This window comes from Streptomyces sp. P9-2B-2 (assembly GCF_030406865.1).
Lineage (GTDB): Bacteria > Actinomycetota > Actinomycetes > Streptomycetales > Streptomycetaceae > Streptomyces > Streptomyces platensis.
Genome location: NZ_CP129126.1, coordinates 6,650,287 through 6,674,765, shown reverse-complemented (window position 1 = coordinate 6,674,765; position 24,479 = coordinate 6,650,287). Strand labels below are relative to the sequence as shown.

Annotated in this window: 27 protein-coding genes; 11 read left to right on the top strand and 16 right to left on the bottom strand. The window is 72.0% G+C overall.

The window, feature by feature from the left end:
• Positions 1-25: 25 nt before the first annotated feature.
• From dapF to miaA, 3 genes are all read right to left on the bottom strand, one after another.
• Complete coding sequence (dapF, locus tag QT196_RS29465; protein ID WP_168481690.1) at positions 26-901, bottom strand: diaminopimelate epimerase; 876 nt, start codon at positions 899-901, stop codon at positions 26-28.
• 241 nt (positions 902-1,142) lie between these two features.
• On the bottom strand, positions 1,143-1,670 hold the full coding sequence (locus QT196_RS29460; RefSeq protein WP_168481689.1) for a hypothetical protein: 528 nt from the start codon (positions 1,668-1,670) through the stop codon (positions 1,143-1,145).
• A gap of 108 nt (positions 1,671-1,778) precedes the next feature.
• A complete protein-coding gene (miaA, locus tag QT196_RS29455; protein WP_168481688.1) occupies positions 1,779-2,717 on the bottom strand; it encodes a tRNA (adenosine(37)-N6)-dimethylallyltransferase MiaA in 939 nt (312 codons plus the stop codon).
• Positions 2,718-2,904: 187 nt separating this feature from the next.
• Here miaA and QT196_RS29450 point away from each other — a divergent pair, with 187 nt between their 5' ends.
• Entirely contained in the window at positions 2,905-3,315 is a 411-nt protein-coding gene (locus tag QT196_RS29450; RefSeq protein WP_266738715.1) for a hypothetical protein, read from the top strand.
• Positions 3,316-3,385: 70 nt separating this feature from the next.
• Here the strand turns inward: QT196_RS29450 and QT196_RS29445 are convergent, their stop codons facing one another.
• The 3 genes from QT196_RS29445 to QT196_RS29435 all read right to left on the bottom strand — a co-directional run bounded on the left by QT196_RS29445 (position 3,386) and on the right by QT196_RS29435 (position 6,318).
• Positions 3,386-4,096: a class III extradiol dioxygenase subunit B-like domain-containing protein gene (locus QT196_RS29445; RefSeq protein WP_290355999.1), complete on the bottom strand. Its 711-nt coding sequence runs from the start codon at positions 4,094-4,096 to the stop codon at positions 3,386-3,388.
• 70 nt (positions 4,097-4,166) lie between these two features.
• Positions 4,167-5,681 carry a tRNA (N6-isopentenyl adenosine(37)-C2)-methylthiotransferase MiaB gene (gene miaB, locus QT196_RS29440; RefSeq protein ID WP_168481685.1) on the bottom strand — a complete coding sequence of 505 codons (1,515 nt, stop codon included), beginning with the start codon at positions 5,679-5,681 and terminating at the stop codon, positions 4,167-4,169.
• Positions 5,682-5,775: 94 nt separating this feature from the next.
• Complete coding sequence (locus tag QT196_RS29435; RefSeq protein ID WP_168481684.1) at positions 5,776-6,318, bottom strand: DoxX family protein; 543 nt, start codon at positions 6,316-6,318, stop codon at positions 5,776-5,778.
• Positions 6,319-6,705: 387 nt separating this feature from the next.
• On the opposite strand from QT196_RS29435, the gene QT196_RS29430 reads away from it, so the two are divergent.
• Complete coding sequence (locus tag QT196_RS29430) at positions 6,706-7,701, top strand: TAXI family TRAP transporter solute-binding subunit (protein WP_168481683.1); 996 nt, start codon at positions 6,706-6,708, stop codon at positions 7,699-7,701.
• 98 nt (positions 7,702-7,799) lie between these two features.
• On the opposite strand, the gene QT196_RS29425 is transcribed toward QT196_RS29430, so the two are convergent.
• The 3 genes from QT196_RS29425 to QT196_RS29415 form a co-directional block, all read right to left on the bottom strand.
• Positions 7,800-8,003 carry a cold-shock protein gene (locus QT196_RS29425; RefSeq protein ID WP_042160117.1) on the bottom strand — a complete coding sequence of 68 codons (204 nt, stop codon included), beginning with the start codon at positions 8,001-8,003 and terminating at the stop codon, positions 7,800-7,802.
• 213 nt (positions 8,004-8,216) lie between these two features.
• Positions 8,217-9,632: a HAMP domain-containing sensor histidine kinase gene (locus QT196_RS29420; protein ID WP_168481682.1), complete on the bottom strand. Its 1,416-nt coding sequence runs from the start codon at positions 9,630-9,632 to the stop codon at positions 8,217-8,219.
• Between the two features lie 16 nt (positions 9,633-9,648).
• Complete coding sequence (locus QT196_RS29415) at positions 9,649-10,389, bottom strand: response regulator transcription factor (RefSeq protein ID WP_168481681.1); 741 nt, start codon at positions 10,387-10,389, stop codon at positions 9,649-9,651.
• Positions 10,390-10,668: 279 nt separating this feature from the next.
• Here QT196_RS29415 and QT196_RS29410 point away from each other — a divergent pair, with 279 nt between their 5' ends.
• The 8 genes from QT196_RS29410 (at position 10,669) to QT196_RS29380 (ending at position 17,263) form a co-directional block, all read left to right on the top strand.
• Positions 10,669-11,454: an amino acid ABC transporter ATP-binding protein gene (locus QT196_RS29410; RefSeq protein WP_168481680.1), complete on the top strand. Its 786-nt coding sequence runs from the start codon at positions 10,669-10,671 to the stop codon at positions 11,452-11,454.
• Positions 11,455-11,510: 56 nt separating this feature from the next.
• Complete coding sequence (locus QT196_RS29405; RefSeq protein ID WP_085925301.1) at positions 11,511-12,419, top strand: glutamate ABC transporter substrate-binding protein; 909 nt, start codon at positions 11,511-11,513, stop codon at positions 12,417-12,419.
• Between the two features lie 132 nt (positions 12,420-12,551).
• The gene (locus tag QT196_RS29400; protein WP_168481679.1) at positions 12,552-13,199 is read left to right on the top strand and encodes an amino acid ABC transporter permease; all 648 of its coding nucleotides are present in this window, start codon (positions 12,552-12,554) and stop codon (positions 13,197-13,199) included.
• A 73-nt stretch (positions 13,200-13,272) separates the two neighbouring features.
• Complete coding sequence (locus tag QT196_RS29395; protein WP_168481678.1) at positions 13,273-14,208, top strand: amino acid ABC transporter permease; 936 nt, start codon at positions 13,273-13,275, stop codon at positions 14,206-14,208.
• 183 nt (positions 14,209-14,391) lie between these two features.
• Positions 14,392-16,185, top strand: coding sequence for an FAD-dependent monooxygenase (locus QT196_RS29390; protein WP_168481677.1), 1,794 nt, complete (start codon positions 14,392-14,394; stop codon positions 16,183-16,185).
• Positions 16,178-16,264, top strand: coding sequence for a putative leader peptide (locus QT196_RS39415; protein ID WP_311044721.1), 87 nt, complete (start codon positions 16,178-16,180; stop codon positions 16,262-16,264). Before QT196_RS29390 ends, QT196_RS39415 begins: the two co-directional genes overlap by 8 nt.
• Before the next feature lie 79 nt (positions 16,265-16,343).
• Positions 16,344-16,886: a cysteine dioxygenase gene (locus QT196_RS29385; protein WP_168481676.1), complete on the top strand. Its 543-nt coding sequence runs from the start codon at positions 16,344-16,346 to the stop codon at positions 16,884-16,886.
• Positions 16,883-17,263, top strand: a complete 381-nt coding sequence (locus QT196_RS29380; protein ID WP_290355998.1) for a rhodanese-like domain-containing protein — start codon at positions 16,883-16,885, stop codon at positions 17,261-17,263. The genes QT196_RS29385 and QT196_RS29380 overlap by 4 nt, the downstream gene beginning before the upstream one ends.
• A 234-nt stretch (positions 17,264-17,497) precedes the next feature.
• Here QT196_RS29380 and recX read toward each other — a convergent pair whose 3' ends face one another.
• From recX to QT196_RS29360, 4 genes are all read right to left on the bottom strand, one after another.
• The gene (gene recX / locus QT196_RS29375; protein ID WP_168481674.1) at positions 17,498-18,154 is read right to left on the bottom strand and encodes a recombination regulator RecX; all 657 of its coding nucleotides are present in this window, start codon (positions 18,152-18,154) and stop codon (positions 17,498-17,500) included.
• Positions 18,155-18,160: 6 nt separating this feature from the next.
• Complete coding sequence (gene recA / locus QT196_RS29370; protein WP_168481673.1) at positions 18,161-19,279, bottom strand: recombinase RecA; 1,119 nt, start codon at positions 19,277-19,279, stop codon at positions 18,161-18,163.
• Between the two features lie 242 nt (positions 19,280-19,521).
• Complete coding sequence (locus QT196_RS29365) at positions 19,522-20,694, bottom strand: AI-2E family transporter (RefSeq protein ID WP_168484057.1); 1,173 nt, start codon at positions 20,692-20,694, stop codon at positions 19,522-19,524.
• Positions 20,695-20,875: 181 nt separating this feature from the next.
• Positions 20,876-21,070, bottom strand: a complete 195-nt coding sequence (locus QT196_RS29360; RefSeq protein WP_042159897.1) for a DUF3046 domain-containing protein — start codon at positions 21,068-21,070, stop codon at positions 20,876-20,878.
• A gap of 77 nt (positions 21,071-21,147) precedes the next feature.
• Here QT196_RS29360 and QT196_RS29355 point away from each other — a divergent pair, with 77 nt between their 5' ends.
• Positions 21,148-22,068, top strand: a complete 921-nt coding sequence (locus tag QT196_RS29355; RefSeq protein ID WP_168481672.1) for a hypothetical protein — start codon at positions 21,148-21,150, stop codon at positions 22,066-22,068.
• A gap of 173 nt (positions 22,069-22,241) precedes the next feature.
• Here QT196_RS29355 and QT196_RS29350 read toward each other — a convergent pair whose 3' ends face one another.
• The 3 genes from QT196_RS29350 to QT196_RS29340 form a co-directional block, all read right to left on the bottom strand.
• Entirely contained in the window at positions 22,242-23,204 is a 963-nt protein-coding gene (locus QT196_RS29350; RefSeq protein WP_168481483.1) for an IS481 family transposase, read from the bottom strand.
• Between the two features lie 140 nt (positions 23,205-23,344).
• Complete coding sequence (locus QT196_RS29345) at positions 23,345-23,653, bottom strand: AzlD domain-containing protein (RefSeq protein ID WP_168481671.1); 309 nt, start codon at positions 23,651-23,653, stop codon at positions 23,345-23,347.
• Complete coding sequence (locus QT196_RS29340; protein ID WP_290356734.1) at positions 23,650-24,468, bottom strand: AzlC family ABC transporter permease; 819 nt, start codon at positions 24,466-24,468, stop codon at positions 23,650-23,652. Before QT196_RS29340 ends, QT196_RS29345 begins: the two co-directional genes overlap by 4 nt.
• Positions 24,469-24,479: the final 11 nt, after the last annotated feature.

Genomic DNA, 24,479 nt, shown 5'->3' with positions numbered 1-24,479 from the left:
GGGAGGCGCTACGCAGCGAGGCCCGTCAGGCGAGCGCGGCGGCCAGCCAGGCGGCGTCGAACGTGCCCTCGGCGACGATCTCGGCCGGGCCGGTCATCTCGACCGTGCCGTCGGGCCGCTCGGTGATCGACAGGCTGCCGCCGAGCACATCGACCCGGTAGGTGGCGGGCGTACCGGTCTCGGCGGGGTCCAGACCGTCCCGGCGGGCAGTGGCGACCGCGACCGCACAGGCACCGGTGCCGCAGGAGCGGGTCTCGCCCGAACCGCGTTCATGGACCCGCATCGCCACATGGCGCGGACCGCGGTCGACGACGAACTCCACGTTCACGCCGTCGGGATAAACCGACGCTGGGCTGAACGGCGGCACCGCCCGCAGTTCGCCGGCGTGGGCCAGGTCCTCGACGAAGGCGACCGCGTGCGGATTGCCCATGTTCACGTTGCGGGCCGGCCAGCTGCGGCCTCCGAGGGTGACGACGACGCCCTCTTCGGGGAGTTCGGCCCGGCCCATGGAGACCGTGACATCGCCGGTCTTGGCGAGATGCACACGGCGGACGCCGGCGCGGGTGGCGACGGCGAGGTCACCGGCCTCGACCAGGCCGGCATGCAGCAGATAGCGCGCGAAGACGCGGACGCCGTTGCCGCACATCTCGGCGATCGAGCCGTCGCCGTTGCGGTAGTCCATGAACCACTCGGCCTCGTCGGCCTGAGCGTGCGCCTCGGGGTGCGCGGCGGACCGTACGACGTGCAGCAGGCCGTCGCCGCCGAGGCCGGCCCGCCGGTCGCAGATCCTGGCGACGGCGGTCGCGGGCAGCTCGAGCCGCCCGTCCGGGTCGGGGACGATCACGAAGTCGTTCTCGGTGCCGTGGCCCTTGAGAAAGGCGAGGCGCTGCGTGCTGGTCACCCCTGCATCGTACGGGGAGGGCGGGGGGAGGGTGGATGGGGCCCAGGTGCTCACCTGTGCCCGCCCACCCCCCGAAGGGGGGTGGGCGGCGGGGAAACAACGGGAGGGGCCAAAGCTAGAGGCGCCCCAGCTTGGGCGCCCTGGCTTGAAGCGCGAAAACCGAGTGGCTGCATAGGAGCGGCAGGGAACGGTCCGCTTACTGGCCGCCCGGCCCACGCGCCCGCTCCGCCCAGGCCGTGCCTCAGCGCAGCCGGGCCACGCGCCAGATGGCCAGCGACGCCGGGATGGCCACCAGGACGGTGTAGATCAGCACCACCCGCCAGCAGGCGCGGCGGCCGGAGCCCTGCGCGGGGAGGCCGGGCCAGGTGTAGCCGACGCGGCGGGCGGCCATCATGCCCCAGCCCGCGGCGCAGCAGCACAGCAGGAGTCCGAGCATCGCGATCATCGCGCCGCCGTCGCCGCCCAGCTCGAAGGCGAGCGGGAAGGCGAACATCAGCGAGCCGAGGGCCGCGAGCGCGACGATGGGGGCCAGCTGCCACAGCCGCAGACGGCGCGGCGGGCGCAGCTCCCGGAAGGACTCGCCGCCCTCGCCGGGGCCGTCGTCCGGGGCGTCGGAGTCGTCCAGGGCGTCCGGGTCGGTGAGCGGTCCGCTGCCGACCCCGTCAGGGCCGGACAGGCCGTCGCCGATGTCGGGACCGTCGTCGGTCAGGGGAGCCGTGTCGGCGCCGCTGTCCGGTTGCTGCGCTCCGTTGCGAGGGCCGGCCTCCATTGCCACGCGCCCTCCCCACTACAGACTGCACGCCTCGATCGAAGGTCGATGATGACACGCCCTCAGGGGCCCGGATGACGGCCGGAGCGTCCCGATGCCATGACGTGATCAGGCTGTGACCGGTCGTTCGAGCAACGCCAGTGCCTGTCCAGGAAGTTCCCCCCGGTGCTCGGCGGCGCCGCTGAGCCAGTGGACCCGCGGGTCCCGGCGGAACCACGAGTCCTGGCGGCGCGCGAAGCGCTTGGTGGCGCGCACCGTCTCGTCGCGCGCCTCCTGCTCGGTGCACTCCCCCGCGAGCTGGGCGAGCACCTGCTGGTAGCCGAGCGCCCGGGACGCCGTACGGCCCTCGCGCAGCCCCTCGCCCTCCAGCCGGCGCACCTCGTCGACCAGGCCCGCCTCCCACATACGGTCGACCCGCCGCGCGATCCGCTCGTCGAGTTCGGGGCGCGCGACATCGACGCCGATCTGGAGGGTGTCGTAGACCGCTTCATGGCCGGGGAGGTTGGCGGTGAAGGGGCGGCCGGTGATCTCGATGACCTCCAGGGCGCGCACGATGCGGCGGCCGTTGCTCGCCAGGATCGCGCGGGCGGCCTCGGGGTCGGCGGCGGCCAGCCGGGCGTGCAGGGGGCCGCTGCCCAGTTCGGCGAGTTCGGCTTCCAGGCGGGCGCGCACCTCCGGGTCGGTGCCGGGGAAGTCGAGCGCGTCGATGGCGCCGCGTACGTAGAGGCCGGAGCCGCCGACCAGGACCGGGGTGCGGCCCTCGGCGAGCAGCCGGTCGATCTCGGCGCGGGCCAGCCGCTGGTACTCGGCGACGTTGGCGGCGCGGGTCACGTCCCAGATGTCCAGGAGGCGGTGCGGGACGCCCTGCTGCTCCTCGGGCGTGAGTTTGGCGGTGCCGATGTCCATGCCGCGGTAAAGCTGCATGGAGTCGGCGTTGATGACCTCGCCCCCCGTGTGCTGTGCGAGCGCGACGCCCAGATCGGACTTTCCGGCCGCGGTGGGACCGACGACGGCGATGACCCGCGGAGCGGGAACGGCGGTGTTCACCCCGTCAGTCTCGCAAACATCACGCCCCCATCTCGAACGAGCGACGTGACGGGCCACCGATGACCTCGTTGCCTGTTGCGAGGTCCCGAGAGCCGGCGCAGCACCCGGCGCCCGCGGGCGGCGCAACGGTCCGCTCCCGGGCGGACCGGGACGTCGCCACATGAAGAACGTAGGAGCAGTTATGGGTGTGTTTTCGCGGTTTCGCCGCCGTAAGTCCGAGGCGCTGACGGAGGAGAGTGCCACTACGGCGGTGGCGGCCGAGGTGGAGGAGCCGACGGCACCGGCCGTTCCGGCGGAGTCCGGGGACGCCGATCACGCCGGTCACGCCGACCACGTCGATCAGGCCGAAGACGCCGCGGACGACACCGAGCGCCCGGCGGCGGCCGCCCCGGACGCCGGGGATACGCCGGAAGCGGAGGACGCCGCGGCTGGGCCGGAGGCGTCCGAGGACGCGGCGGCGGCAGCGGAGGCGGCCGACGCCGGGACGCCGCGCGCGGAGCAGACCGATGAGAAGGCCGGTGAGAGCGCCGGGATTCCCCGGCAGCAGTCCGTGGAGGCCGCCGCGGACAGCGAGAGCGCGCGGCACCAGGCGCGCTGACCGGAGCACCGCCACGACGGCCGCGGGCGAAGCGCCTCGCGGCCGTGGGCGTACCCGTCGTGCGGCCGCGCTACGACCAGGCCGCGACGAAGTAGCCCACCCCGTAGGGGGCCTCCTCGCGGAGCAGCCGGCCGCTCCGGCCCGCGTTCTCCGCCGCCCCCGCCAGGGCCTGCCAGCAGGCCCGTCCGGACGCCTGGAGACCGGCCGCCCGCTCCTCGTCGAGCGCGGCCAGTGCGGCGGTGTCGGCACCGCCCAGGGCGCGGGCCACCTCGGCGTCGAAGGGCTCGGCCCGCTCGTCGAAGTAGCCGGGCGCCTTCACCGTCCGGCAGGCGCTGCCGTCCCCGAGCACCAGCAGGGCGACCCGGGGAGCGGCCGCGGCGATCTCCCGGCCCAGTTCCAGGCAGCGGTCGCGGGGCAGCGACTGTGCCACTCCCAGCCCCTCCACGGGGGCGTCGTCCCAGTCCGTACGGGACAGCAGCCAGGCGCCGACGGACAGCGACGGCGGGAGTTCCCGCTCCGGTGCGGTCTCCGCGGCGCCCAGCGGCACCTCGAGGCCCACCCCGAAGCCGCGGAAGGAGCCGATGGCCCCCTGGGGGTACGGGCCGCTGCCGGCCTCGTCGGTGGGACCGAGGACGACCAGCCGGTCGGGACGGGCCGCGGCGAGCACGCCGATCGCGTCGAGGCAGGCGGCGCGCAGCGCGTCGAGTTCGGGCGCCGCCCCGGCGGCCACCTCCGGGACGAGCAGCGGCGGGCAGGGGCAGAGGGCGGCGGCTACGAGCATGACACGCAGCGTAACGCCCCCTGGTGCGGGGCGGGTCGCCGTGCCCCGGGACGGCCTGCGCGCGGCCGGGTCAGTCGCAGCCGCAGCCGGCGGTGGGCGCCGGGCTCGGTGCCGGGGCCCCGATGGTGGGCAGGCCCAGCAGGACGCCCTTGGGCTTGTCGGCCGGGGCGGCGTTGCGCTTTTCCCAGGCGTCCCCGGCGCGGGTACGGCGGACCGCCTTGGCCGGGCCCTCCGCCAGGAGGTGGTGCGGAGCGGCGTAGGTGATCTCGACGGTCACCACGTCGCCGGGGCGGACCGGCTCGTCGGGGCGGGTGAAGTGGACCAGCCGGTTGTCGGCGGCGCGGCCGGACAGGCGGTGGGTCGCCTCGTCCTTGCGGCCCTCGCCCTCGGCGACCAGGACCTCCAGGGTGCGGCCGACCTGCTTCTTGTTCTCCGCCCAGGAGATCTCCTCCTGGAGGGCGACCAGGCGCTCGTAGCGCTCCTGGACGACGGCCTTGGGGATCTGGCCCTCCATGTCGGCGGCCGGGGTGCCGGGGCGCTTGGAGTACTGGAAGGTGAAGGCCTGGGCGAAACGGGACTCACGGACCGTGTGCAGGGTCTGCTCGAAGTCCTCCTCGGTCTCGCCGGGGAAGCCGACGATGATGTCCGTGGAGATGGCGGCGTCCGGCATCGCGGCCCGCACCTTCTCGATGATGCCGAGGAAGCGCTCCTGGCGGTACGAGCGGCGCATCGCCTTCAGGACGCGGTCGGAGCCGGACTGGAGCGGCATGTGGAGCTGCGGCATCACGTTCGGCGTCTCGGCCATGGCGGCGATGACGTCGTCGGTGAAGTCGCGGGGGTGCGGGGAGGTGAAACGGACCCGCTCCAGGCCCTCGATCGTGCCGCAGGCGCGCAGCAGCTTGCTGAAGGCCTCGCGGTCGCCGATGTCGGAGCCGTAGGCGTTGACGTTCTGGCCGAGCAGGGTGATCTCGCTGACGCCCTCGGAGACCAGTGCCTCGATCTCGGCCAGGATGTCGCCGGGCCGGCGGTCCTTCTCCTTGCCGCGCAGCGCGGGCACGATGCAGAAGGTGCAGGTGTTGTTGCAGCCCACGGAGATGGAGACCCACGCCGCGTAGGCGCTCTCCCGCCGGGTGGGCAGGGTCGAGGGGAACGCCTCCAGCGATTCGGCGATCTCGACCTGCGCCTCTTCCTGGACACGGGCGCGCTCCAGCAGCACCGGCAGCTTGCCGATGTTGTGGGTCCCGAAGACCACGTCGACCCAGGGGGCCTTCTTGACGATGGTGTCGCGGTCCTTCTGGGCGAGGCAGCCGCCCACGGCGATCTGCATCCCGGGCCGCGCGGCCTTCTTCGGGGCGAGCTGACCGAGGTTGCCGTAGAGCCGGTTGTCGGCGTTCTCCCGCACCGCGCAGGTGTTGAAGACCACGACATCGGCGCCGTCGCCGTCCTTGGGCGCGGGCACGTATCCGGCCTCTTCCAGCAGGCCGGACAACCGCTCGGAGTCGTGGACGTTCATCTGGCACCCGTAGGTGCGGATCTCGTAACTCTTGTTGACGCCCACTGCCTGGCTCCGGTCACTGCTGCTCATGCCACAAGGGTAGGCGGTGCCGGAAGTACCTCCTGACGCCGGAGGCCCGGCCGGGATCATCCGGTGCCGGGCGCGGGAAGGCCCGGAGGTCCGCTCAGAGGGCCAGTACGAGGGCGGCGCCGAGGCCGCCGGCTCCCAGGGCGAAGGCCGCGCTGCGCCAGCCGCCGTGCCCCCAGCGGAAGGGCCGGTCGAGGGCGTAGCGGCCGGGCCCGGTGGCCGCGATGGTCAGTGCGACGACGGCGATGGTCAGCGGATATTCGAAACCGCCGGTCTCCGCCCAGAGTCCCTTGGGCGCCCCGATGACGACGGCGTTGATCATCACGCCGATGAGTGCGGCGGCTGCCAGGGGGGTGAGCAGTCCCAGGGCGAGGCCGAGGCCGCCGAGGACTTCCGAGGTTCCGGCGAGGCCGGCGAAGAAGGTGCCGGGCCGGTAGCCGAGCGATTCGAAGCCCTTGGCGGTCATGTCGAGCCCCCGGCCGCCGAAGAGTCCGAAGAGCTTCTGGGCGCCGTGGCCGGCCAGGATCAGTCCCACGGTCAGCCGCAGGAGGAGCAGCCCGGCATCGGCGGCGACGGGGGGTGGGCGGACGGCCTCGGACCGGGCACGGGTGTCGGGCCGCAGTGCGGTGGGCGGTTTCATGAGGTGTCGCTTCCCGCACCGGCGCATCAAAGGGCCGTCGTGTGGGGGCACCGGCGCCGGTGCGCTGAGGGTCGAGGGATTCTCTTGGCGTGCGCGCCACCGGGCGCGCGGTGGGGGACGTGCCAGGTCCCCGCTGAGTCCAGGTGGGGAGGGGGCTGCCCGCTGCCGCCGGAGCGTATCGGGCGCCACTTCGCCACCGTAACAACTGCTGTTGCGGGTGCAAGCGCGGTCGGGTAGCCGGGCCGTGACACCCGTCCGTTCCCGGCCCCCGAGGGCGGCGGACCGTGCCGCGCCGGCAGTCGGGAGTGCCGGTCCCGGCACCGGTGACCTCATGGGACCGGGCCCCACCCCTCCCTTTCCGGCCGCGGTCCTGGCAGGATCCCGCTCATGTTCACCGCACTCCCCCGCGCCGGTCGCCGGGCCTTCCAGGCGGCGATCGCGGCACTGGTCGCCCTCGGGCTGGGGCTGTGGTGGCTGATGTCGACCGGCGGTACACCCGCTCCCGGGGGCCGGGTGACGCTGGCGACGGGCGTCCCGACCGGCGTCTACGCGCGCTACGGGGAGCTGCTGAAGCAGGATCTGGCCCATGATCTGCCGGATGTGGATCTTCGGCTGGCCCGCAGCGAGGGCTCGATCGACAATCTGCGGCAGCTGGTCGCCGGACGCGCGGAGTACAGCATCGCGACGGCGGACGCGGTCGCCACGTACAAGATCAGGGGTGAGCCGGGCGCGGACCGGCTGCGGGCCTGTGCCCGGCTGTACGACGACTACGCGCAGCTGGTGGTGCCGAAGGGCTCCGCGGTGCGCTCGACGAAGGATCTGCGGCGGCTGCGGGTCGGGGTCGGGGCCGACGGCTCCGGCGTCCAGCTGCTCACCCGGCGGCTGCTGGAGGCGGCCGGGCTGGACTTCGCCAGGGACATCGAGCCGGTGCGGGTCGGTATCGACCGGATGCCGCAGCTGCTGGAGCAGCACAAGCTGGACGCCTTCTTCTGGTCCGGCGGGCTGCCGACGACGGCGGTGCAGCGGCTGGCGCAGCGCTTCCCGGTGCGGCTGGTCCAGCTCGGGGATCTGAGCGAGGCGCTGCACCGGCAGGGCGAGCGCACCCGCTACTACCGCGCCGCGGTGATGCCCGCCGACGCCTACCCGAAGGCTCAGGGCGGGCAGGCGGTGAAGACGATCGCGGTGGCGAATCTGCTGGTGACGACGGACCGCGAGGACGCCGCGCTGACCGAGGGCATCACCCGGACCGTCATCGACAGCCGGGACTGGATCGGCCGCCAGGTGCATGCCGCGCAGAAGGTGGATCTGCGGACGGCGGTGTTCACCGACCCGCTGGAGCTGCACGCCGGGGCCCGGCGCTATTACGTGTCGCAGAAGCCCTGAGGCGTCCGCCCCGGGGTCGGTCCAGGGGGCGGTCCGCCAACGGAGCGGGGCCCGCACCGGGCGTACCGGTGCGGGCCCCGCTCACGGGACGCGGTGCGTCAGGCAGCGGCGATGTTCTCCGCCTGCGGGCCCTTGGGGCCCTGGGTCACGTCGAAGGTGACCTTCTGGCCCTCGAGGAGCTCACGGAAGCCCTGCGCGTTGATGTTCGAGTAGTGGGCGAAGACGTCGGGGCCGCCGCCGTCCTGCTCGATGAAGCCGAAGCCCTTTTCCGAGTTGAACCACTTGACGGTGCCGGAAGCCATGTTTTTCTCCTTCATGGGGCAAACGGGAGACCGTACTGCACGGCCTCCTTGTCGCCGAGATGATTGCCCCACACCGGAACAGGTCCGGGAAAACAAGGAACGCCCGGGGCATCCAGCCTCCGGGCGCGCACATAGTTCATGGGTACCACAACTGCAACGTCATCGACGGTAGCACAGTCCGCGGGGCCGTCGGCTCCTCCGCACCGGCTCCCCTTACGGCGCGCTGCGCGGCACGGTCACAGTGACCTTCAGCCCGTGCGGCGGATGCGGGGCGTAGGTGATGGTGGCGCCGCCCGCGGTGAGCAGCGCGCGGGTGATCGACAGGCCGAGTCCCGACCCGGAGACGTTCTGGTGACGGCCGCTGCGCCAGAAGCGGTCGCCGACCCGGGAGAGCTCGTCGTCGGTGAGGCCGGGGCCCCGGTCGGCGACGGTGACGTGGACACGCTCGCCGTCCGGTGCGACGCCGACGGTGACCGGACGGCCCTCCGGGGTGAACTTCAGGGCGTTGTCGATCACGGCGTCCAGGGCGCTGGAGAGGGCCACCGGGTCGGCCCAGCCGGTGACGGCGCTCTGCCCCTCATAGGTGAGGCCGACGCCCCTGTCGTCGGCCAGCGGATGCCAGGAGTCGACGCGCTCGGCGGCCAGCGCCGCGACATCGGTGAGCTGGAGGTCGGCGGCGGTGTGTTCGGCGAGGGCGAGGTCGAGCAGACCGTCCAGGACCCGGGCCAGGCGCTTGCCCTCGGTGCGCACCGCGGCGATCTCCGCGTTGCCGTCGGGGAGTTCGAGGGCCAGCAGCTCGATCCGCAGCAGCAGCGCGGCCAGCGGATTGCGCAACTGGTGGGACGCGTCGGCGACAAAGGCGCGCTGCTGCTCCAGGACGTCCTCGACGTTGTCGGCCATCTCGTTGAACGAGCGGGCCAGCCGCCGCAGTTCGGGCGGGCCCGCGGTGGCGGCGACCCGGGCGTTCATCCGGCCGGTGGCGATGTCGTGGCTGGCCGCGTCCAGGACCCGTACGGGCCGCAGCACCCAGCCCGTGAGGCGGAAGGCCGCGGCGACAGCGACGAGCATGGCCGCGCACTCGCCGGCCGCGATCAGCAGCCAGCCGCGCAGGACGTGCGAGCGCAGCTGCCCCGTGGGCGAATCGGTCATCACGACGGCGACCACGTCGCCGTCGCGGATCACCGGTGAGGCGACCGGGATGCGGCCCTTGTCGTCCCAGGGCCAGACCTGGTGCGGGTCATGGCTGCGGCGGCCGGCCAGCGCCTCACTGAAGGCTCGTGCGGCCTCGCCGTCCTGGGGTACCGGCAGGCCGACGGGGGCGGCGGCCATGGGGGTGCGATCGCGGTAGAAGACACCGGCACGTATGCCGTAGAGGTCGTAGTAGCGCGCGAGCTCGGTACGGAGGGTGGCGCGCCGCTCGTCCTCCTCCGGGGTCTTGTTCCCTTCGTCCGCGTCGGGGCGGGCGGTGACGAACTGGGCGAGGGAGGCGAAGCGGGCGGCGTCGTCGATCCGGTCGACGACCACCCGCTGCTGCTCCACCCCGGCCGTGATGACGCCGAGCGGGATGCCGAGCGCGAGCAGGACACCGGCCATGAGGACGATGAGGAGGGGGAGGAGTCGGGTGCGCACGTGGTCGCGGCGGCCTTCAGGAGGCCGGGGCGGCAGATGTCCGCACCCCCGGGCCGGCGGCCGGGACGACCAGGCGGTAGCCGACCCCGCGCACCGTCTCGATCAGCGCGGGCATGCGCAGTTTGGCGCGGAGTGAGGCGATATGCACCTCCAGGGTCCGGCCGGTGCCCTCCCAGCTCGTGCGCCACACCTCGCTGATGATCTGCTCCCGGCGGAAGACCACCCCGGGGCGCTGGGCGAGCAGCGCGAGCAGGTCGAACTCCTTGCGGGTGAGCGGAACCGCGGCGCCGTCCACCGCCACCTGGCGGGTGGAGAGTTCGACGGTGACCGCGCCCAGGCGCAGCGCCTCGTCGGCGGTACTCTCCTCGGCGGGCTGCTCACCGCCGCCGGGAGCGTTGCGCCGGCTCACCGCGTGGATACGGGCCAGCAGCTCACCGGTGTCGTACGGCTTGACGACATAGTCGTCCGCGCCGAGGTTGAGCCCGTGGATGCGCGAGCGCACATCGGAGCGCGCGGTGACCATGATGACGGGGATGGCGCAGAGCTTGCGGATCCGGCCGCACACCTCGAAACCGTCCTGGTCGGGCAGCCCGAGGTCGAGCAGCACCACCGCGAACCGCTCCCCCTCGTCGGGCAGCAGGGCCTTGAGCGCGTCCTCGCCGTTGCGCGCGTGCACGACGGCCAGGCCGTGCTTGGCGAGCACCGCGGACAGGGCCGCGGCCACATGATCGTCATCCTCGACGAGCAGCAGTCTCATCTGGCCTCCTTCCGGGTGCATGCGTACAGGCCACAGGGCATCTACGGCGATGGGAGGCCCATGCGTCAAGAGGTGGCCACCTCTGCGCCGCCATCCGTTACCCAGCCGGTACGCCGGGGACACCACCATGGCGTCGTGTCCACCGCGGACGCCGCGCCGTGCGCCCGGGGTCCCGTCGCGGCCGGATCGTTATGCTCAAGTTCCCCTCAGATGTAATGACGCTGGTCGCGGGGCGTTACTAGGGTCCTCCCCAATCGAGGAGGACGGAGCCACACGCCGATGAGCGAAGTATCGGTGACCAAGAACGCCGACGGTCCCGCGCCGGCAGCGGACCAGCTGGTCGTGCTGGACAACGTGAACAAGCACTTCGGCGCGCTGCACGTGCTCCAGGACATCGACCTGACGATCAACCGCGGCGAGGTCGTCGTCGTGATCGGGCCCTCGGGCTCCGGCAAGTCGACGCTCTGCCGCACGATCAACCGCCTGGAGACCATCGACAGCGGCAGCATCGCGATCGACGGGAAGCCACTGCCGCAGGAGGGCCGCGAACTGGCCCGGCTGCGCGCCGACGTGGGCATGGTCTTCCAGTCCTTCAACCTTTTCGCGCACAAGACCGTGCTCGAGAACGTGATGCTGGGCCAGACCAAGGTCCGCAAGACGGACAAGGCGGCAGCCGCCAAGAAGGCCCGCGCCCTGCTCGACCGGGTCGGTGTCGGCACTCAGGCGGACAAGTACCCCGCGCAGCTCTCCGGCGGTCAGCAGCAGCGGGTGGCGATCGCCCGTGCGCTGGCGATGGACCCCAAGGTGATGCTGTTCGACGAGCCGACCTCCGCGCTCGACCCGGAAATGATCAACGAGGTGCTGGACGTCATGCAGCAGCTCGCCCGGGACGGCATGACGATGGTCGTCGTCACCCATGAGATGGGGTTCGCGCGCTCCGCGGCGAACCGGGTCGTCTTCATGGCGGACGGCCGGATCATCGAAGAGGCCGAGCCGAACCAGTTCTTCAACAACCCGCGCAGCGACCGCGCCAAGGACTTCCTGTCGAAGATCCTTCACCACTGAGCCCGCAGTTGGGCCACCATCATTGCCAACGCTTGTTGAACCAAAGGATGTTCACCATGAGGATTCGTAAGACGGCTGCGGCCGGTGCGGTGGTGCTCGCGCTGGCGGCGACGGCGACCGCCTGTGGCGGCGACTCGGGCGCGGCGGGCGACAAGCCGGCCGGCGGCGATGTCTTCAGCGGCAAGTACAAGGTCGCCTCGGCGCCCAAGATCGACTCGCCGGTGCTGAAGAAGGCACAGAAGGCCAAGAAGATCGTCATCGGCGTCAAGGCCGACCAGCCGTTCCTGGGCTTCAAGGACACCACCGGCAAGTACTCCGGCTTCGACATCGAGATCGCCAAGATGGTCGCCGCCGACCTCGGCTTCTCGGAGAAGCAGATCGAGTTCAAGACGATCGACTCCAACGTCCGTGAGACCACCATCTCCAACGGGCAGGTCGACTACTACGTCGGTACCTACACGATCAACGACGAGCGCAAGAAGCAGGTCGGCTTCGCGGGCCCGTACTACACCGCCGGCGCGGACCTCCTGGTGCGCAAGGACGACAAGGCCATCACCGGACCGGACACCCTCAAGGGCAAGAAGGTCTGCTCGATCGTCGGCTCCACTCCGCTCCAGGAGATCAAGAAGAAGAAGTACGGCGCCGACACCAGCGAGCAGTCCAAGTACTCGGACTGTGTGAAGAACCTGCTGGACGGCCAGGTCGACGCGGTCACCACCGACGACGCGATCCTCAAGGGCTACGCCGCCCAGCGCCCCGAGAAGCTCCGGGTCGTCGGCAAGTCCTTCACCAAGGAGCCTTACGGCGTCGGCATGAACAAGGACGACAAGGCCCTGCGCAACGCGATCACCGACGCGCTGGAGGCCCACATCAAGAACGGCGACTACAAGAAGGCGTACGACGGCACGCTCGGCAAGTCCGGGTCGAAGTTCGTCGCCCCGGAGACGCCGCTGCCCCGCGACTGAGGCGCCGGCGAACCCACCGAACCGTGCCGCCCCGTACGCCCGCCGCGGCGGGTGTGCGGGGCGCACGGTGTCTTCGCCCGCCGCTGACTCACTTCCCGCCGTCGACCCGATGACCGCTACCGCGGAGACCCCATGAACGTACTCCTCGATTATCTGCCCCAGTTCCGGGACGGATTCCTCGGAACCCTGGCGATCACCGCGTCCAGCGCCCTGCTCGCGCTGGTACTCGGCGTGCTCATAGCCGGTTTCCGGGTCTCCCCGATTCCGCCGCTGCGCGCCTTCGGGACGGCCTGGGTCACGGTGCTGCGCAACACACCGCTGACGCTGCTCTTCCTCGTCGCCTTCTTCGTCGTACCGCAGGTCCTCTTCCAGGGGGCGAGCCCCTACGTGCTCGCCTCACTGGCGCTCGGGTTCTACACCTCCTCCTTCGTGTGCGAGGCGGTGCGGTCCGGCATCAACACCGTGCCGCTGGGACAGGCGGAGGCCGCGCGCAGCCTCGGTATGACGTTCTCCCAGACGCTGGGCCAGATCGTGCTCCCGCAGGCCACGCGCACCGTCCTGCCCCCGCTGAGCAGCATCTTCATCGCGCTGACGAAGAACTCCGCGATCGCCGGAGCGTTCGGCTACGGCGAGCTGTTCAACCTCTCCAAGCTGCTCAACGACAAGGGTTACGCGATCGCCTGGATCTTCCTGTGGACCGCGCTCGCCTACCTCATCATCACCTTCGCCATCAGCGCCGTCTTCCGGCTGCTGGAGCGCCGTATGGGGGTGGCCCGATGAGCGGGCGCGAGGGGCGGATCAGCACGACGTGGGTGCCACGCGCAGGCGCGGCGGAACAAAGCGAGGTAAGGGCATGAGCGGCGCCAGCGTTCTCTACGACGTACCAGGACCGAAGGCGAGGACCCGCAACCTCGTCTACTCCGTGGTCGGCTCGCTCGCGGTACTGGCGCTGATCGTCTTCGTCGTGCTGCGGCTGAACACTCAGGGCCAGCTCGCGCCCGAGGTGTGGAACATCTTCAACAACGCCGGTGTGCGGACCAACATCCGCGACGGTCTGCTGACGACCCTCCAGGTCTTCGCGGTCGCGGCGGTGCTGTCGCTGGTGCTGGGCGTGCTGCTCGCGGTGGCGCGGCTCTCCGACCACCGGCCGGTCCGCTGGGTGGCGACCGGGTTCATCGAGCTGTTCCGCGCCGTGCCGCTGCTGATCACCATCTACGCCCTGTGGGTGCTCCTCCTCAGCAACCGGGAGAGCCTCGGCCTGGCCGGGAACCAGCCGCAGTTCTGGGCACTGGTCATCGGCCTCACCGTCTACAACGGCTCGGTCCAGGCCGAGGTGCTGCGGGCCGGCATCAACTCCGTGCCCACGGGACAGCGCGAGGCCGCGTACGCCCTGGGCATGAGCAAGACGCAGGTCATGACGACGGTGCTGATCCCGCAGGCCGTGCGGGCGATGCTGCCGACGATCATCAGCCAGCTCGTGGTGACCCTGAAGGACACCTCCCTCGGCTACATCATCACCTTCGAGGAACTGCTCTTCACCGCCCGCCAGATGAGCACCAACATCATCGTCAACGGCAACGACACCTACGTGCCGTTCATCATCGTCACCGGCGCCATCTATGTCGCGATGTGCCTGGCGCTGTCCGCCCTCGCCAACTGGATCGAGCAGCGCGGCCGGCGGGCCAAGACGGGCATCGGTGTCGCCACGGCCGGCGAGCCGGTCACGGCCACCGACGCGATGGAGGTCTCCGACGCGGCGCCCGACGGCCCGGCCGCCACGAAGGACTGACACACCGCGGGCCGCCCGCGGCCGATATCGATCCGTCCGGAGGCGGTGGCACCCTCGCCACCGCCTCCGTCACTTGACGCGAGCGGTCGCAGTGGGTTGCATACGCTGTGTGATCACGCACCGGGCTCCAACTGCCAGTTCCCGCATGTCCCGTACGTACCAGCGGCCCCGGGGAGCTGCGCCGTGGACCCGGTGATCGTCGTCGGGGCCGGCCCGGTCGGCCTCTCCCTCTCGCTCGCCCTCGCCCGCCTCGGCGTCCCGACCGTCGTCCTCGACGAGACCACCGGCCAGGAGGAGACCCGGCCCGCCCGCAGCGTCGTGCTCCGCCCGGACACCGCCGCCTTCGTCGCCCGGCTCGGCTGCGCCGACACCCTGGAGAGCGCCGGCGCCCACTGGACCGCATGGCGCACGATGCGCCGCCGGCGCCTGCGGGAGCGCGTCGCCTTCGCCCCGCGGCCCCCGGACGGCGCGGCCGCCCCCGCCACCGCATCCCCGCTCCACCTCCCGCAGCACGCACTCACCCGCGCCCTGCGCACCGCACTCGCCCAAGAGAAGCTCGCCGAGATCGTCACCGGCAGCCGGCTCGCCGACCTCGAACAGGACGAGCACGGCATCAGCGCCCACACCCGCGGCCCCAACGGCACGTGGTGGCGCGGGAGTTACCTCATCGGCTGCGACGGGCCCCGGTCGACTGTCCGCAAGCTGCTGGACATCCGCTTCCCGGGCCGTACGGCCGTCGAACGGCATGCGGTGGCCGCGCTGCGCTGCGAGCTCCCCTGGCCCGGCGAGGCGCTGCTGCACCGCTCGCCGCCCCGGCAGGGCGGCGGACCGGGCAACGAGGTCTCCGCCCGCCCGCTGGCCGGGCATGTCTGGCGGCTGGACTGGCTGCTGCCGCCCGGGCGCGAACTGGTCACCCCGGACGCCCTGGTCGCCCGGATCCGGGACTCACTGGCCGGCTGGACCAGCGAGTCACCGTCTGGCCCCGCCGACGAGACCGGCGCCGAGGGCGACACCGCGCTCCCCCGGGGGCGCGGCCACGGCCGGCTGGTCCCGCCGTACGAACTCCTCGACACCGGTGTGCACACCGTCCACCACCGGCTGGCCCGGGACTGGCGGCAGGGCCGGGCCTTCCTCGCCGGGGACGCCGCACATCTGCTGGGCGCGCTCGGCACCCAGGGCCTGGACGAGGGGCTGCGGGACGCCGAGAACCTCGCCTGGAAACTGGGCCTGGCCTGGCATCACGGCGCGTCCGACGTACTGCTCGACAGCTACCAGGCCGAGCGCCGGGGCGCGGTCGCGGCCCGGCTGCGCGCCGCGGACCAGGCGCTGCCGCTGCTGCGCGACGGCCGCTCGGCCCGCTGGCGCACCGTCCTTCCCGGCGCGGCACGCGGCCGCAGCACCCTGCTGACCGACGGCCACCTGGGCCGCGGCCCGCTCGGCGCACCGCCCGTCTATGCCCGCACCCCGCTGGGACCGCCCGACGGGCACACCGGCGGCCCGCTCGTCGAGACACCGCCCGGCGCGCCGGTCACGGATGTGGCGGTGACCGCGTCGGACGGGTCGGTGGTGCGGCTGCGCGACCGGCTCGGGCTCGGACTGCTGGTGGTGCTGGTGGCACCCGGCACCGGCGTCTGGGACCGCCGGCACTGGCAGTCGGCCGGCCTGATGCCCCGACTGGCCGAAGCGGTCGACGCGTTGCCGATGGACGCCGAGATCCTGGTCACCGAGGCCTATCCGGGTGCGTCCGCGCACACCGTGCTGCTCGTGCGGCCGGACGGCCATCTGGTCACCGCGCTGTCCGGCGTCCGCCCGGCCGAGATGGCCGCGTGCGCGAACGCGGTACGGGGCGGGGCACACGGGCCGGTGACCGGGTCCGGCCGGGAAGCCGCTGCACCCGGGGGCGACGCGGCCGGAGAGGAGGACTCTTCCACGGTTGACCCTGTGGGAAGCACCGTGCTTCACTCCGAGAATGACTGATCACAGCTCGCGATTCTGGCGGAGGGTCCATCTCGACCTGGTCCGCTACGCGGGCTGCATGTGTCGTCCGTCCTGCTGATCCGCATCTTCCTTCCCCGCGCGGCCGCCCGCCTCCGACCGGCAGCCGCGCCTCTTCGCGATCACTCAGGACGGTTTCCGTGCCCGACGTACACACCCCTGCGCGCCCGCCTGCCCTCGGCAAGGACAGCGGGCCCAGCGCCACCGAACTCCTCGGCTTCGCCCGCCGGGCCGCCACCGACCGGGCCCTGGTCGCTTCGCTCCCGCTCGATCCCGAAGGCCGTACCTGGCTCCGGCTGGACGGGCCGGGCGGCAGCGAGGCCTGGCTGATCGGCTGGCCGCCCGGCACCGGCACCGGCTGGCACGACCACGGCGGCTCGCGCGGCGCCTTCGCGGCGGCCGCGGGTGAGCTGACGGAACAGTCGCTCGCCGCCGCGCTGCCCACCGAGGGCTGGAAGACCCTGGAACTCGCCGACGACGTGGACCGGGAGCGCCGGCTCCGCGACGGGCACGGGCGGGCGTTCGGCCCGCACCATGTGCACCAGGTGCTCAACCTCTCCGCGGACACCCACGCGGTATCGGTGCACGCCTACTATCCGCCGCTGCCGCTGATGCGCCGCTACAGCCGCACCGGGCCGGTGCTGCGGCTCGAAGCGGTCGAGCAGCCGGAGGAGTGGGCATGAGCGCGGTCGACGCCCTGCTGGCGCAGGCCCGGCGCCAACTGGGGCACCGGGTGGACCCGCAGGAGGCCGCCGCCCTCCGGGAGGCGGGCGGACTGCTCGTGGACATCCGCTACGCGGAGCTGCGGGAGCGCGACGGCACCATCCCCGGCGCCCTGATCGTCGAGCGCAACGAACTGGAATGGCGACTCGACCCGACAGGCGCACACCGCGCCCCGGAAGCAACACACCACGACCTGCCGATCGTCGTCATCTGCAACGAGGGCTACGCATCCAGCCTCGCCGCCGTCTCCCTACGCCAACTGGGGCTGCACCGGGCCACCGATCTGGCAGGGGGATTTCAGGCTTGGCGGGGGGCGGGGTTGGGGGTGGGGGGCTGAGAGGCTTCGGTGGGGGTGAGGTTCGGCCCCCGGGCCTGCGTCCGCGCTTGTGTCTGCACCCGCGCCCTCGCCGCGTCCGTCGCCTCCGTCGCGACGAAGTCGCCGCTGCCCTCAGTCAGTTGTCCTTGAGGTCGGCGCCCCCGGACCCAGTGCTCCGCCGGGCCCGGTGCGCGGCCGCCCGGTCACCGGCCCGCCGGATTCACTGACGGCTACGGTGCCCCCGACCGCCGCCCCTCATATGTCCAGCAAGCCGTGCTGCTCCAGAAGATCCGGATCCTCGCCTTCCTCCTCCAGCGCCTGTTTGACGACGCGGAGGGCGAGGCCCTCCGGGTATCCCTTGCGGGCCAGCATTCCGGCCAGGCGGCGGAGGCGCTTTTCGCGGTCCAGGCCTCTGGTGGCCCGCAGTTTGCGGTCGACCAGCTCGCGGGCGGTGGACTCCTCCTGCTCGGAGTCGAGGCGGCCGACGGCCACATCGATGAGGGCGGAGTCCACTCCCTTGGTGCGCAGTTCGCGGGCCAGGGCGCGCCGGGCCAGGCCGCGCCCATGGTGGCGGGACTCCACCCAGGCGTCGGCGAAGGCCGCGTCGTCGATCAGCCCGACGTCCTCGAAGCGGGACAGCACCTCGTCCGCGGCCTCCTCGGGGATGCCCCGCTGGTGCAGGGCGTCCGCGAGCTGCTTGCGCGTACGCGGATTCCCGGTGAGCAGGCGCAGGCAGATGGCCCGCGCCTGCTCCTCGGGCGTACGCGGTGGCCCCGACTCGGCCCTCGACGAGGAGGGGCCACCGCTGTCCTCACGGCCATGACGGCCCCTGCGCCCGCTACGGGTCTCGGCGTCGCCGGCAGCGCTGTCGATCTCGTCCTCGCTGCCCGGCCATTCCGTTCGCCGCGTCATGGCGGGCTAGCTCTTGGCCGCGGTGGCCTTGGAGCCCTTGGCGCCCTTGGCCGCCGGTGCCGGAGCCGCAGCCGGTTCGGCCGCCGCCACCGCGGCGTCCGTGCCGGGCTCCGCCGCCGGGGCCTGCGGCTGCACGCCGATGCCGAGCTTCTCCTTGATCTTCTTCTCGATCTCGTTGGCGAGATCCGGGTTGTCCTTGAGGAAGTTGCGGGCGTTCTCCTTGCCCTGGCCGAGCTGGTCGCCCTCGTAGGTGTACCAAGCGCCGGACTTGCGGATGAAGCCGTGCTCCACGCCCATGTCGATCAGGCCGCCCTCGCGGCTGATGCCCTGGCCGTAGAGGATGTCGAACTCGGCCTGCTTGAAGGGCGGGGAGACCTTGTTCTTGACGACCTTGACGCGGGTGCGGTTGCCGACCGCGTCCGTGCCGTCCTTGAGGGTTTCGATGCGGCGGATGTCGAGACGCACCGAGGCATAGAACTTCAGCGCACGGCCACCGGTCGTGGTCTCCGGCGAGCCGAACATCACGCCGATCTTCTCGCGGAGCTGGTTGATGAAGATCGCGGTGGTCTTGGACTGGTTGAGCGCGCTGGTGATCTTGCGCAGCGCCTGGCTCATCAGCCGGGCCTGGAGGCCGACGTGGGAGTCGCCCATCTCGCCCTCGATCTCGGCCCGCGGCACCAGGGCGGCGACGGAGTCGATCACGATGAGGTCGAGCGCACCGGAGCGGACCAGCATGTCCGTGATCTCCAGTGCCTGCTCGCCGTTGTCCGGCTGGGACAGGATCAGGGAGTCGGTGTCCACGCCGAGCTTCTTGGCGTACTCCGGGTCGAGCGCGTGCTCGGCGTCGATGAACGCGACGGAGCCGCCGGCCTTCTGGGCGTTCGCGACGGCGTGCAGGGTCAGGGTCGTCTTACCGGAGGACTCCGGGCCGTAGACCTCGACCACGCGGCCGCGGGGGATACCGCCGACCCCGAGCGCGACATCAAGCGCGGTGGAGCCGGTGGGGATGACCTCGATGGGTTCGTTCGGCCGCTCCCCCATGCGCATCACGGCGCCCTTGCCGAATTGCCGTTCAATCTGTGCGAGTGCGGCGTCCAGCGCCTTCTCGCGGTCGGTGCCTGCCATGGGTTCCACCCGATTTGCTTGAGTCGATCGCTTCACGTCCATGACGCTAACGCCTGCCACTGACAATGCGCCCGGACCCGGCTCCGGCCTGTGGATAACTCTCGCGAAAACCCCGAGGACAGCGGCCGGAACTCCCATGAGAATGGATGTTCGATTTTGGTGTCAAGCAGCCTCACCCACGCGTCGTCGGTGGGGGACCGCCCGCGCGAGGCCGCCCCGCCCCTCCGATGGTGCGCCCTCCGTCAGCCCGCGTCCTGGCCCTCGGCCGGGGTGCCGCCCGCCTTCCGGTCCTCCAGCGGAGCCGGCGGCTGCGCGTCGTGCAGATTCCGCCGCATACGGGCCAGGGCCCGGACCCCGCGCTCGCGTCTGCCGTGGACCCGCGGGTCGTCGGTGACCTCGTACCGCTTCACATACGCGCCGAGGAAGGCTTGCAGGGTCGCCGTCGCCGGGATCGAGATCAGCGCGCCCACCGCGCCCATCAGGGCCGTGCCGGCGACGACCGAGCCGAAGGCGACGGCGGGATGGATGTCCACCGTCTTGGCGGTGATCCGCGGCTGGAGGAGGTAGTTCTCGAACTGCTGGTAGGTCACGACGAAGCCGAAGACCCACAGGGCGTACCAGGGGTCGACGGTGAACGCGATCAGGACCGGCAGGGCGCCCGCGAGATAGGTCCCTATGGTCGGGATGAACTGGGAGACCAGGCCCACCCACATGCCCAGTGCCGGGGCGTACGGGACCCCCAGGAACTCCAGCAGCACGTAGTGCGCGATGCCGGAGATCAGCGCCATCAGGCCGCGCGAGTAGAGATAGCCGCCGGTCTTGGCGACCGCGATCTCCCAGGCGCGCAGCACCTCCGCCTGGCGGTGCGGCGGCAGCACGGAGCACAGCGCGCGGCGCAGCCGGGGCCCGTCGGCGGCGAAGTAGAACGAGAACAGCGCCACCGTCAGCAGGTTGAACAGACTGCCCAGCACCGTCGCGGAGACGGCCAGCACATTGTTGGCGCTGTCCGTGACGTACTTCTGGAGCCAGTCCGACTTGAGCAGGTTGTTCTGCACCTGGACCCGCGAGAGGTGGGTGTGCAGGGTGTTGTTGATCCAGCTGATCACAGAGTCCAGGTACTGCGGGAACTCCTCGACCATGTTGGCTATCTGGCCGGCGAGCATGGAGCCCAGGAGCGCGAAGAATCCGGCCGCGGCGACGAGGATGCCCACGAAGACCAGACCGGTGGCCAGCCCGCGCCGCATGCCCCGGGCCGCCATCCAGTCGACGGCCGGTTCGACGGCCAGCGCGAGGAAGAACGCGATCAGCACGTTCAGCAGCAGCGTGATCAGCTGGTGGAATCCCCAGGTGGCGAGCTGGAAGCAGGCCACCAGGGCGAGCGCGAGCACCATGGCGCGCGGCAGCCAGCGCGGCATCCGCGCATCGGACCGGTCCTCGGGGCGTGGGACGTCGTTGCTGGGGATCTCTTCTGACTCGGGCACGGAGCCAAGTGTCGCGTACGGTCATGACATTCCCGGTCCTGGGCCGTGCCCCGGCCCTCGCCGCCCGGCCCCCGGGCCCTCTTCCGGCCAGGTCAGAGCCCTGCGACGGGCCCGTTCAGCGTTTGTCGGACGGCACCTCCATGACCGAGCAGACCACCCGCCACACCTCCTTGGCGCTCCACCCCGCGTCCAGTGCCTCGTGCACGGTCCGGCCGCCGAGGCCGGACATCACATGATCGCGCGCGAAGGAGTCGGCATACGCCGCACCGAAGTGATCCGCCATCCGCTGCCAGAAGACCGTCAACCGCATGCCTTCAGTATCCCGCCCTGGGAGGGCAGCGATCGCGAGCCGGTGCCACCAGGAGGAAACGGCCCTACGGTCAGCCCATGGCCGAAAACGTAAGCTCACCTTCGACTCCTCTGGCGCGAGCCGAGCGATTCGTCTGGCTGACCGCCCGGGTACTTGAGCAGCGGCTCTTCGAGTACCACTTCCTCGGCGGCGGGGCCGACCCCGTGGAGACCGCGCTCGCCGCGTACCGCAACGACGACGACGGCTTCGGCCACGCCCTGGAGCCCGACCTTCGCGGCCCGGTCAGCCAGCCGCTGCACACCGCGCACGCCCTGAAGGTCCTCGATCTGATCGGGCGGTGCGACGGCCGCCAGGTGGAGCGGATCTGCCGCTATCTGACGAAGATCTCCACCCCGGAGGGCGCGCTGCCCGCGCTGCACCCTTCGCTGCGCGGCTATCCGTCCGCGCCCTGGATCCCGGTGGTCGACGATCCGCCGAGCGCTCTCCTGGCCACCGGCCCCGTGGTGGGGGTCCTGCACCGGAACGAGGTGTGGCACGCCTGGCTGTTCCGGGCCACGGACTACTGCTGGGCGGCCGTGGAGTCGATGGAGGACACCCACCCGTACGAGGTCGAGGCGGCGGTGGCCTTCCTGGACGGCGCCCCGGACCGGCCGCGGGCCGCCGCGGCGGCGCAGCGGCTCGGCCGGCTCGTACGGGACCGGCGCCTGGTGCTGCTGGACCCGGAGCAGGCCACGGACGTCCCGGTGGCACCGGGGTACGCCCCCGGGGAGCACCACCTCGCCTACGACTTCGCGCCCGCGCCCGGCTCGCTGGCCCGCGACTGGTTCACCGACGAGGAGATGGAACGGGCACTGGATCACCTCGTCGCGCTCCAGGAGGAGGACGGCGGCTGGCCGCTGAACTGGCGGGTGTGGGCACCCGGGACGGCGCTGGAGAGCCGTCCGATGGTGACTCTCAGGGCGCTGCTCACCCTCCGGGCGTACGGGCGTCCCCTCTAGGCCCTGTCGTCAAACTCCCGCCTGCCCCGCGGCGTCTGGCACGCACGCTCGCTGCGTTGTCGGGATCGTCCACGTAGGCCCACTACGAGGACGACCCTCCGCCTTGCGAGCGCACGCACCAGACGCCGCGGGACCTGCCCTCCGGGCAGACGACGGGAGTTTGACGACAGGACCTAGGTGTGTTGTCCGGACAGGTTGGTGACGCGGCTGGCTGGGGTGTGGCCGCTGATTCCGGTGTGGGGTCGGTGGTAGTTGTACCAGTCCAGCCAGTTGGGAAACGCTGCTTGGCGCTCGGCGTCTGAGGTGTAGGGCCGGTGGTAGGCCCATTCGTCGAGCAGGGTGCGGTGGAAGCGCTCGACCTTGCCGTTCGTCTGGGGTCGCCAGGGCCGCGTCCAGCGGGGGCTGATGCCCAGGTCACGGCAGGTCTGGCGCCAGGTGTTCTTGGTGTAGGCCCAGGCGTTGTCGGTCAGCACGCGTTCGGTGAAGACGCCTTGTCCGGCGAACCATGCCGTGGCGCGGGTCAGGAAGGCGGCGCAGGTCGGGGCTGTCTCGTCGGGCAGGTCTTCGGTGTAGGCGAGGCGGGAGTGGTCGTCGAGTGCGGTGTGCAGGTAGGCGTATCCGGCGCCGTTGCGGCGGTCCTTGTTCGGGCTGGAGGCGGCCCTGCCGAGGGCTTTGTGGCCGCCGCCGTCGGGGATGCGGCCGAGCTTTTTGACGTCGATGTGGACCAGTTCGCCGGGGCGGGAGCGCTCGTAGCGGCGGACGGGTTCGCCGGTGGCCCGGTCCAGCGTGGCCAGGGGTGGTGTGTGGTGGCGCTGGAGGATGCGGTGGGCGGTGGAGGCTGCGATGCCGGCGCGGCCTGCGAGTCGCAGTGGGCCGATGCGGTGTTCATGCCGCATCCGCAGAACGTGCTCCTCGACGGCTGGGGAGGTGCGTCGTGGCTGGTGGTGGGGGCGGCTGGAGCGGTCGTCCATGCCCGCTGGGCCGTGCAGTCGGTAACGGCCGGCCCAGCGGGCAGCGGTGGTGTGGCTGACCTGGAAGCGTTCCGCGGCCCGGCGAAGCGGCCAGCCGTCGTCAACGACGCACCGGGCCAGACGCAGCCTGCCGGTTGGGGTCAGCGGGGCATTACGGTGGGACACGAGGGCCTCCTGAGAACCGGTGGAGATGTCGCAATCCACACCAATCCCAGAAGGCCCTCACCCGTTCAAGCACCACCACGGTGCATGTCGCCTGTCACCAACGTCCCGGGACAACACACCTAGGGGGCGTCCCGCAGCGCTCACCCTCCCAGGGCCCGCACCCCTGCGGTGACCACCACGGCGACGCCGATGACCAGGAGGAACGGCGCCCGCAGGAGGAGCGCGACGGCCGCGGCGGCCACCCCCGCGGCCTTGGCGTCGAGCATCAGGTGCCGGCCGTCGCTGAAGGTCTGCTGGGCGGTGAGCGCGGCCAGCAGGGCCACCGGCAGCAGCGCGGCCAGCCGTTTGACCAGCGGGCGTTCCAGGAGGCCGGCGGGCGCCGCCAGGCCGAGGTACTTGACCAGGTAGCAGCCGACGGCGGTGACGGCGATGGCGATCCAGACGTTCATGCCCGGTCCTCCTCGGTGGCGGGGCGGCTCGCGGGGGTTCCCTCCGGGCGCGCGGGCGGGCCCTGGTCGTCGGCCCGGTCGGCGCCCGGCCCCTGCGCCGTCCCCCGCCCGCGGCGCCCCTGGACGACGAGGACGGCGGGTGCGGCGAGCGCCGCGACCAGCACCGGTACACCGGTGGGCAGCAGCGGCAGCGTCACCATGACCAGCACCACGGCGAGACCGGCCGCGACCCGCTCCACGGTGTCCTTGAGCATCGGCGCCAGCAGCGCCAGGAAGACCGCGGGGCCGGCCGCGTCCAGGCCCCAGGCCTCGGTGTCGCCGAGCGCCTCGGCGCCCAGGGCACCGGCGAGGGTGGTGAGGTTCCACAGGACGTAGAGGGTCAGCCCGGTGACGGTGAAGCCGAGCCGGGCGCTGCGCCGGTCGGGCTGGGCCAGGGTGACGGCCGAGGTTTCGTCGATGACCCAGTGGGCGGCGAACGGCTTGACCGTGGCCCGGTACCCGAGGACGGCGGACAGCCGCAGCCCGTAGAAGGCGTTGCGGGCGCCCAGGAAGAACGCGCCGGCCGCGGCGGTGAGCGGGTTGCCGCCCGCCGCCAGCGCGCCGACCAGGGCGAACTGTGAGGCCCCTGTGAACACCAGCAGGCTGAGCGCACAGGTCTGCAAGAGGCTGAGCCCGACGCCGGCCGAGGTCACGCCGAAGGCGAATCCGGAGAGGCCGACGGCGATGCCGACGCCGAGCGCGTCCCTGATGACGGTGGCGTCGGAGGTCGCGGGCGGTGCCGGCGGCGGTGGCGCGGCCGGCTCCGTGGTGCGTATCTCTGTCTGTT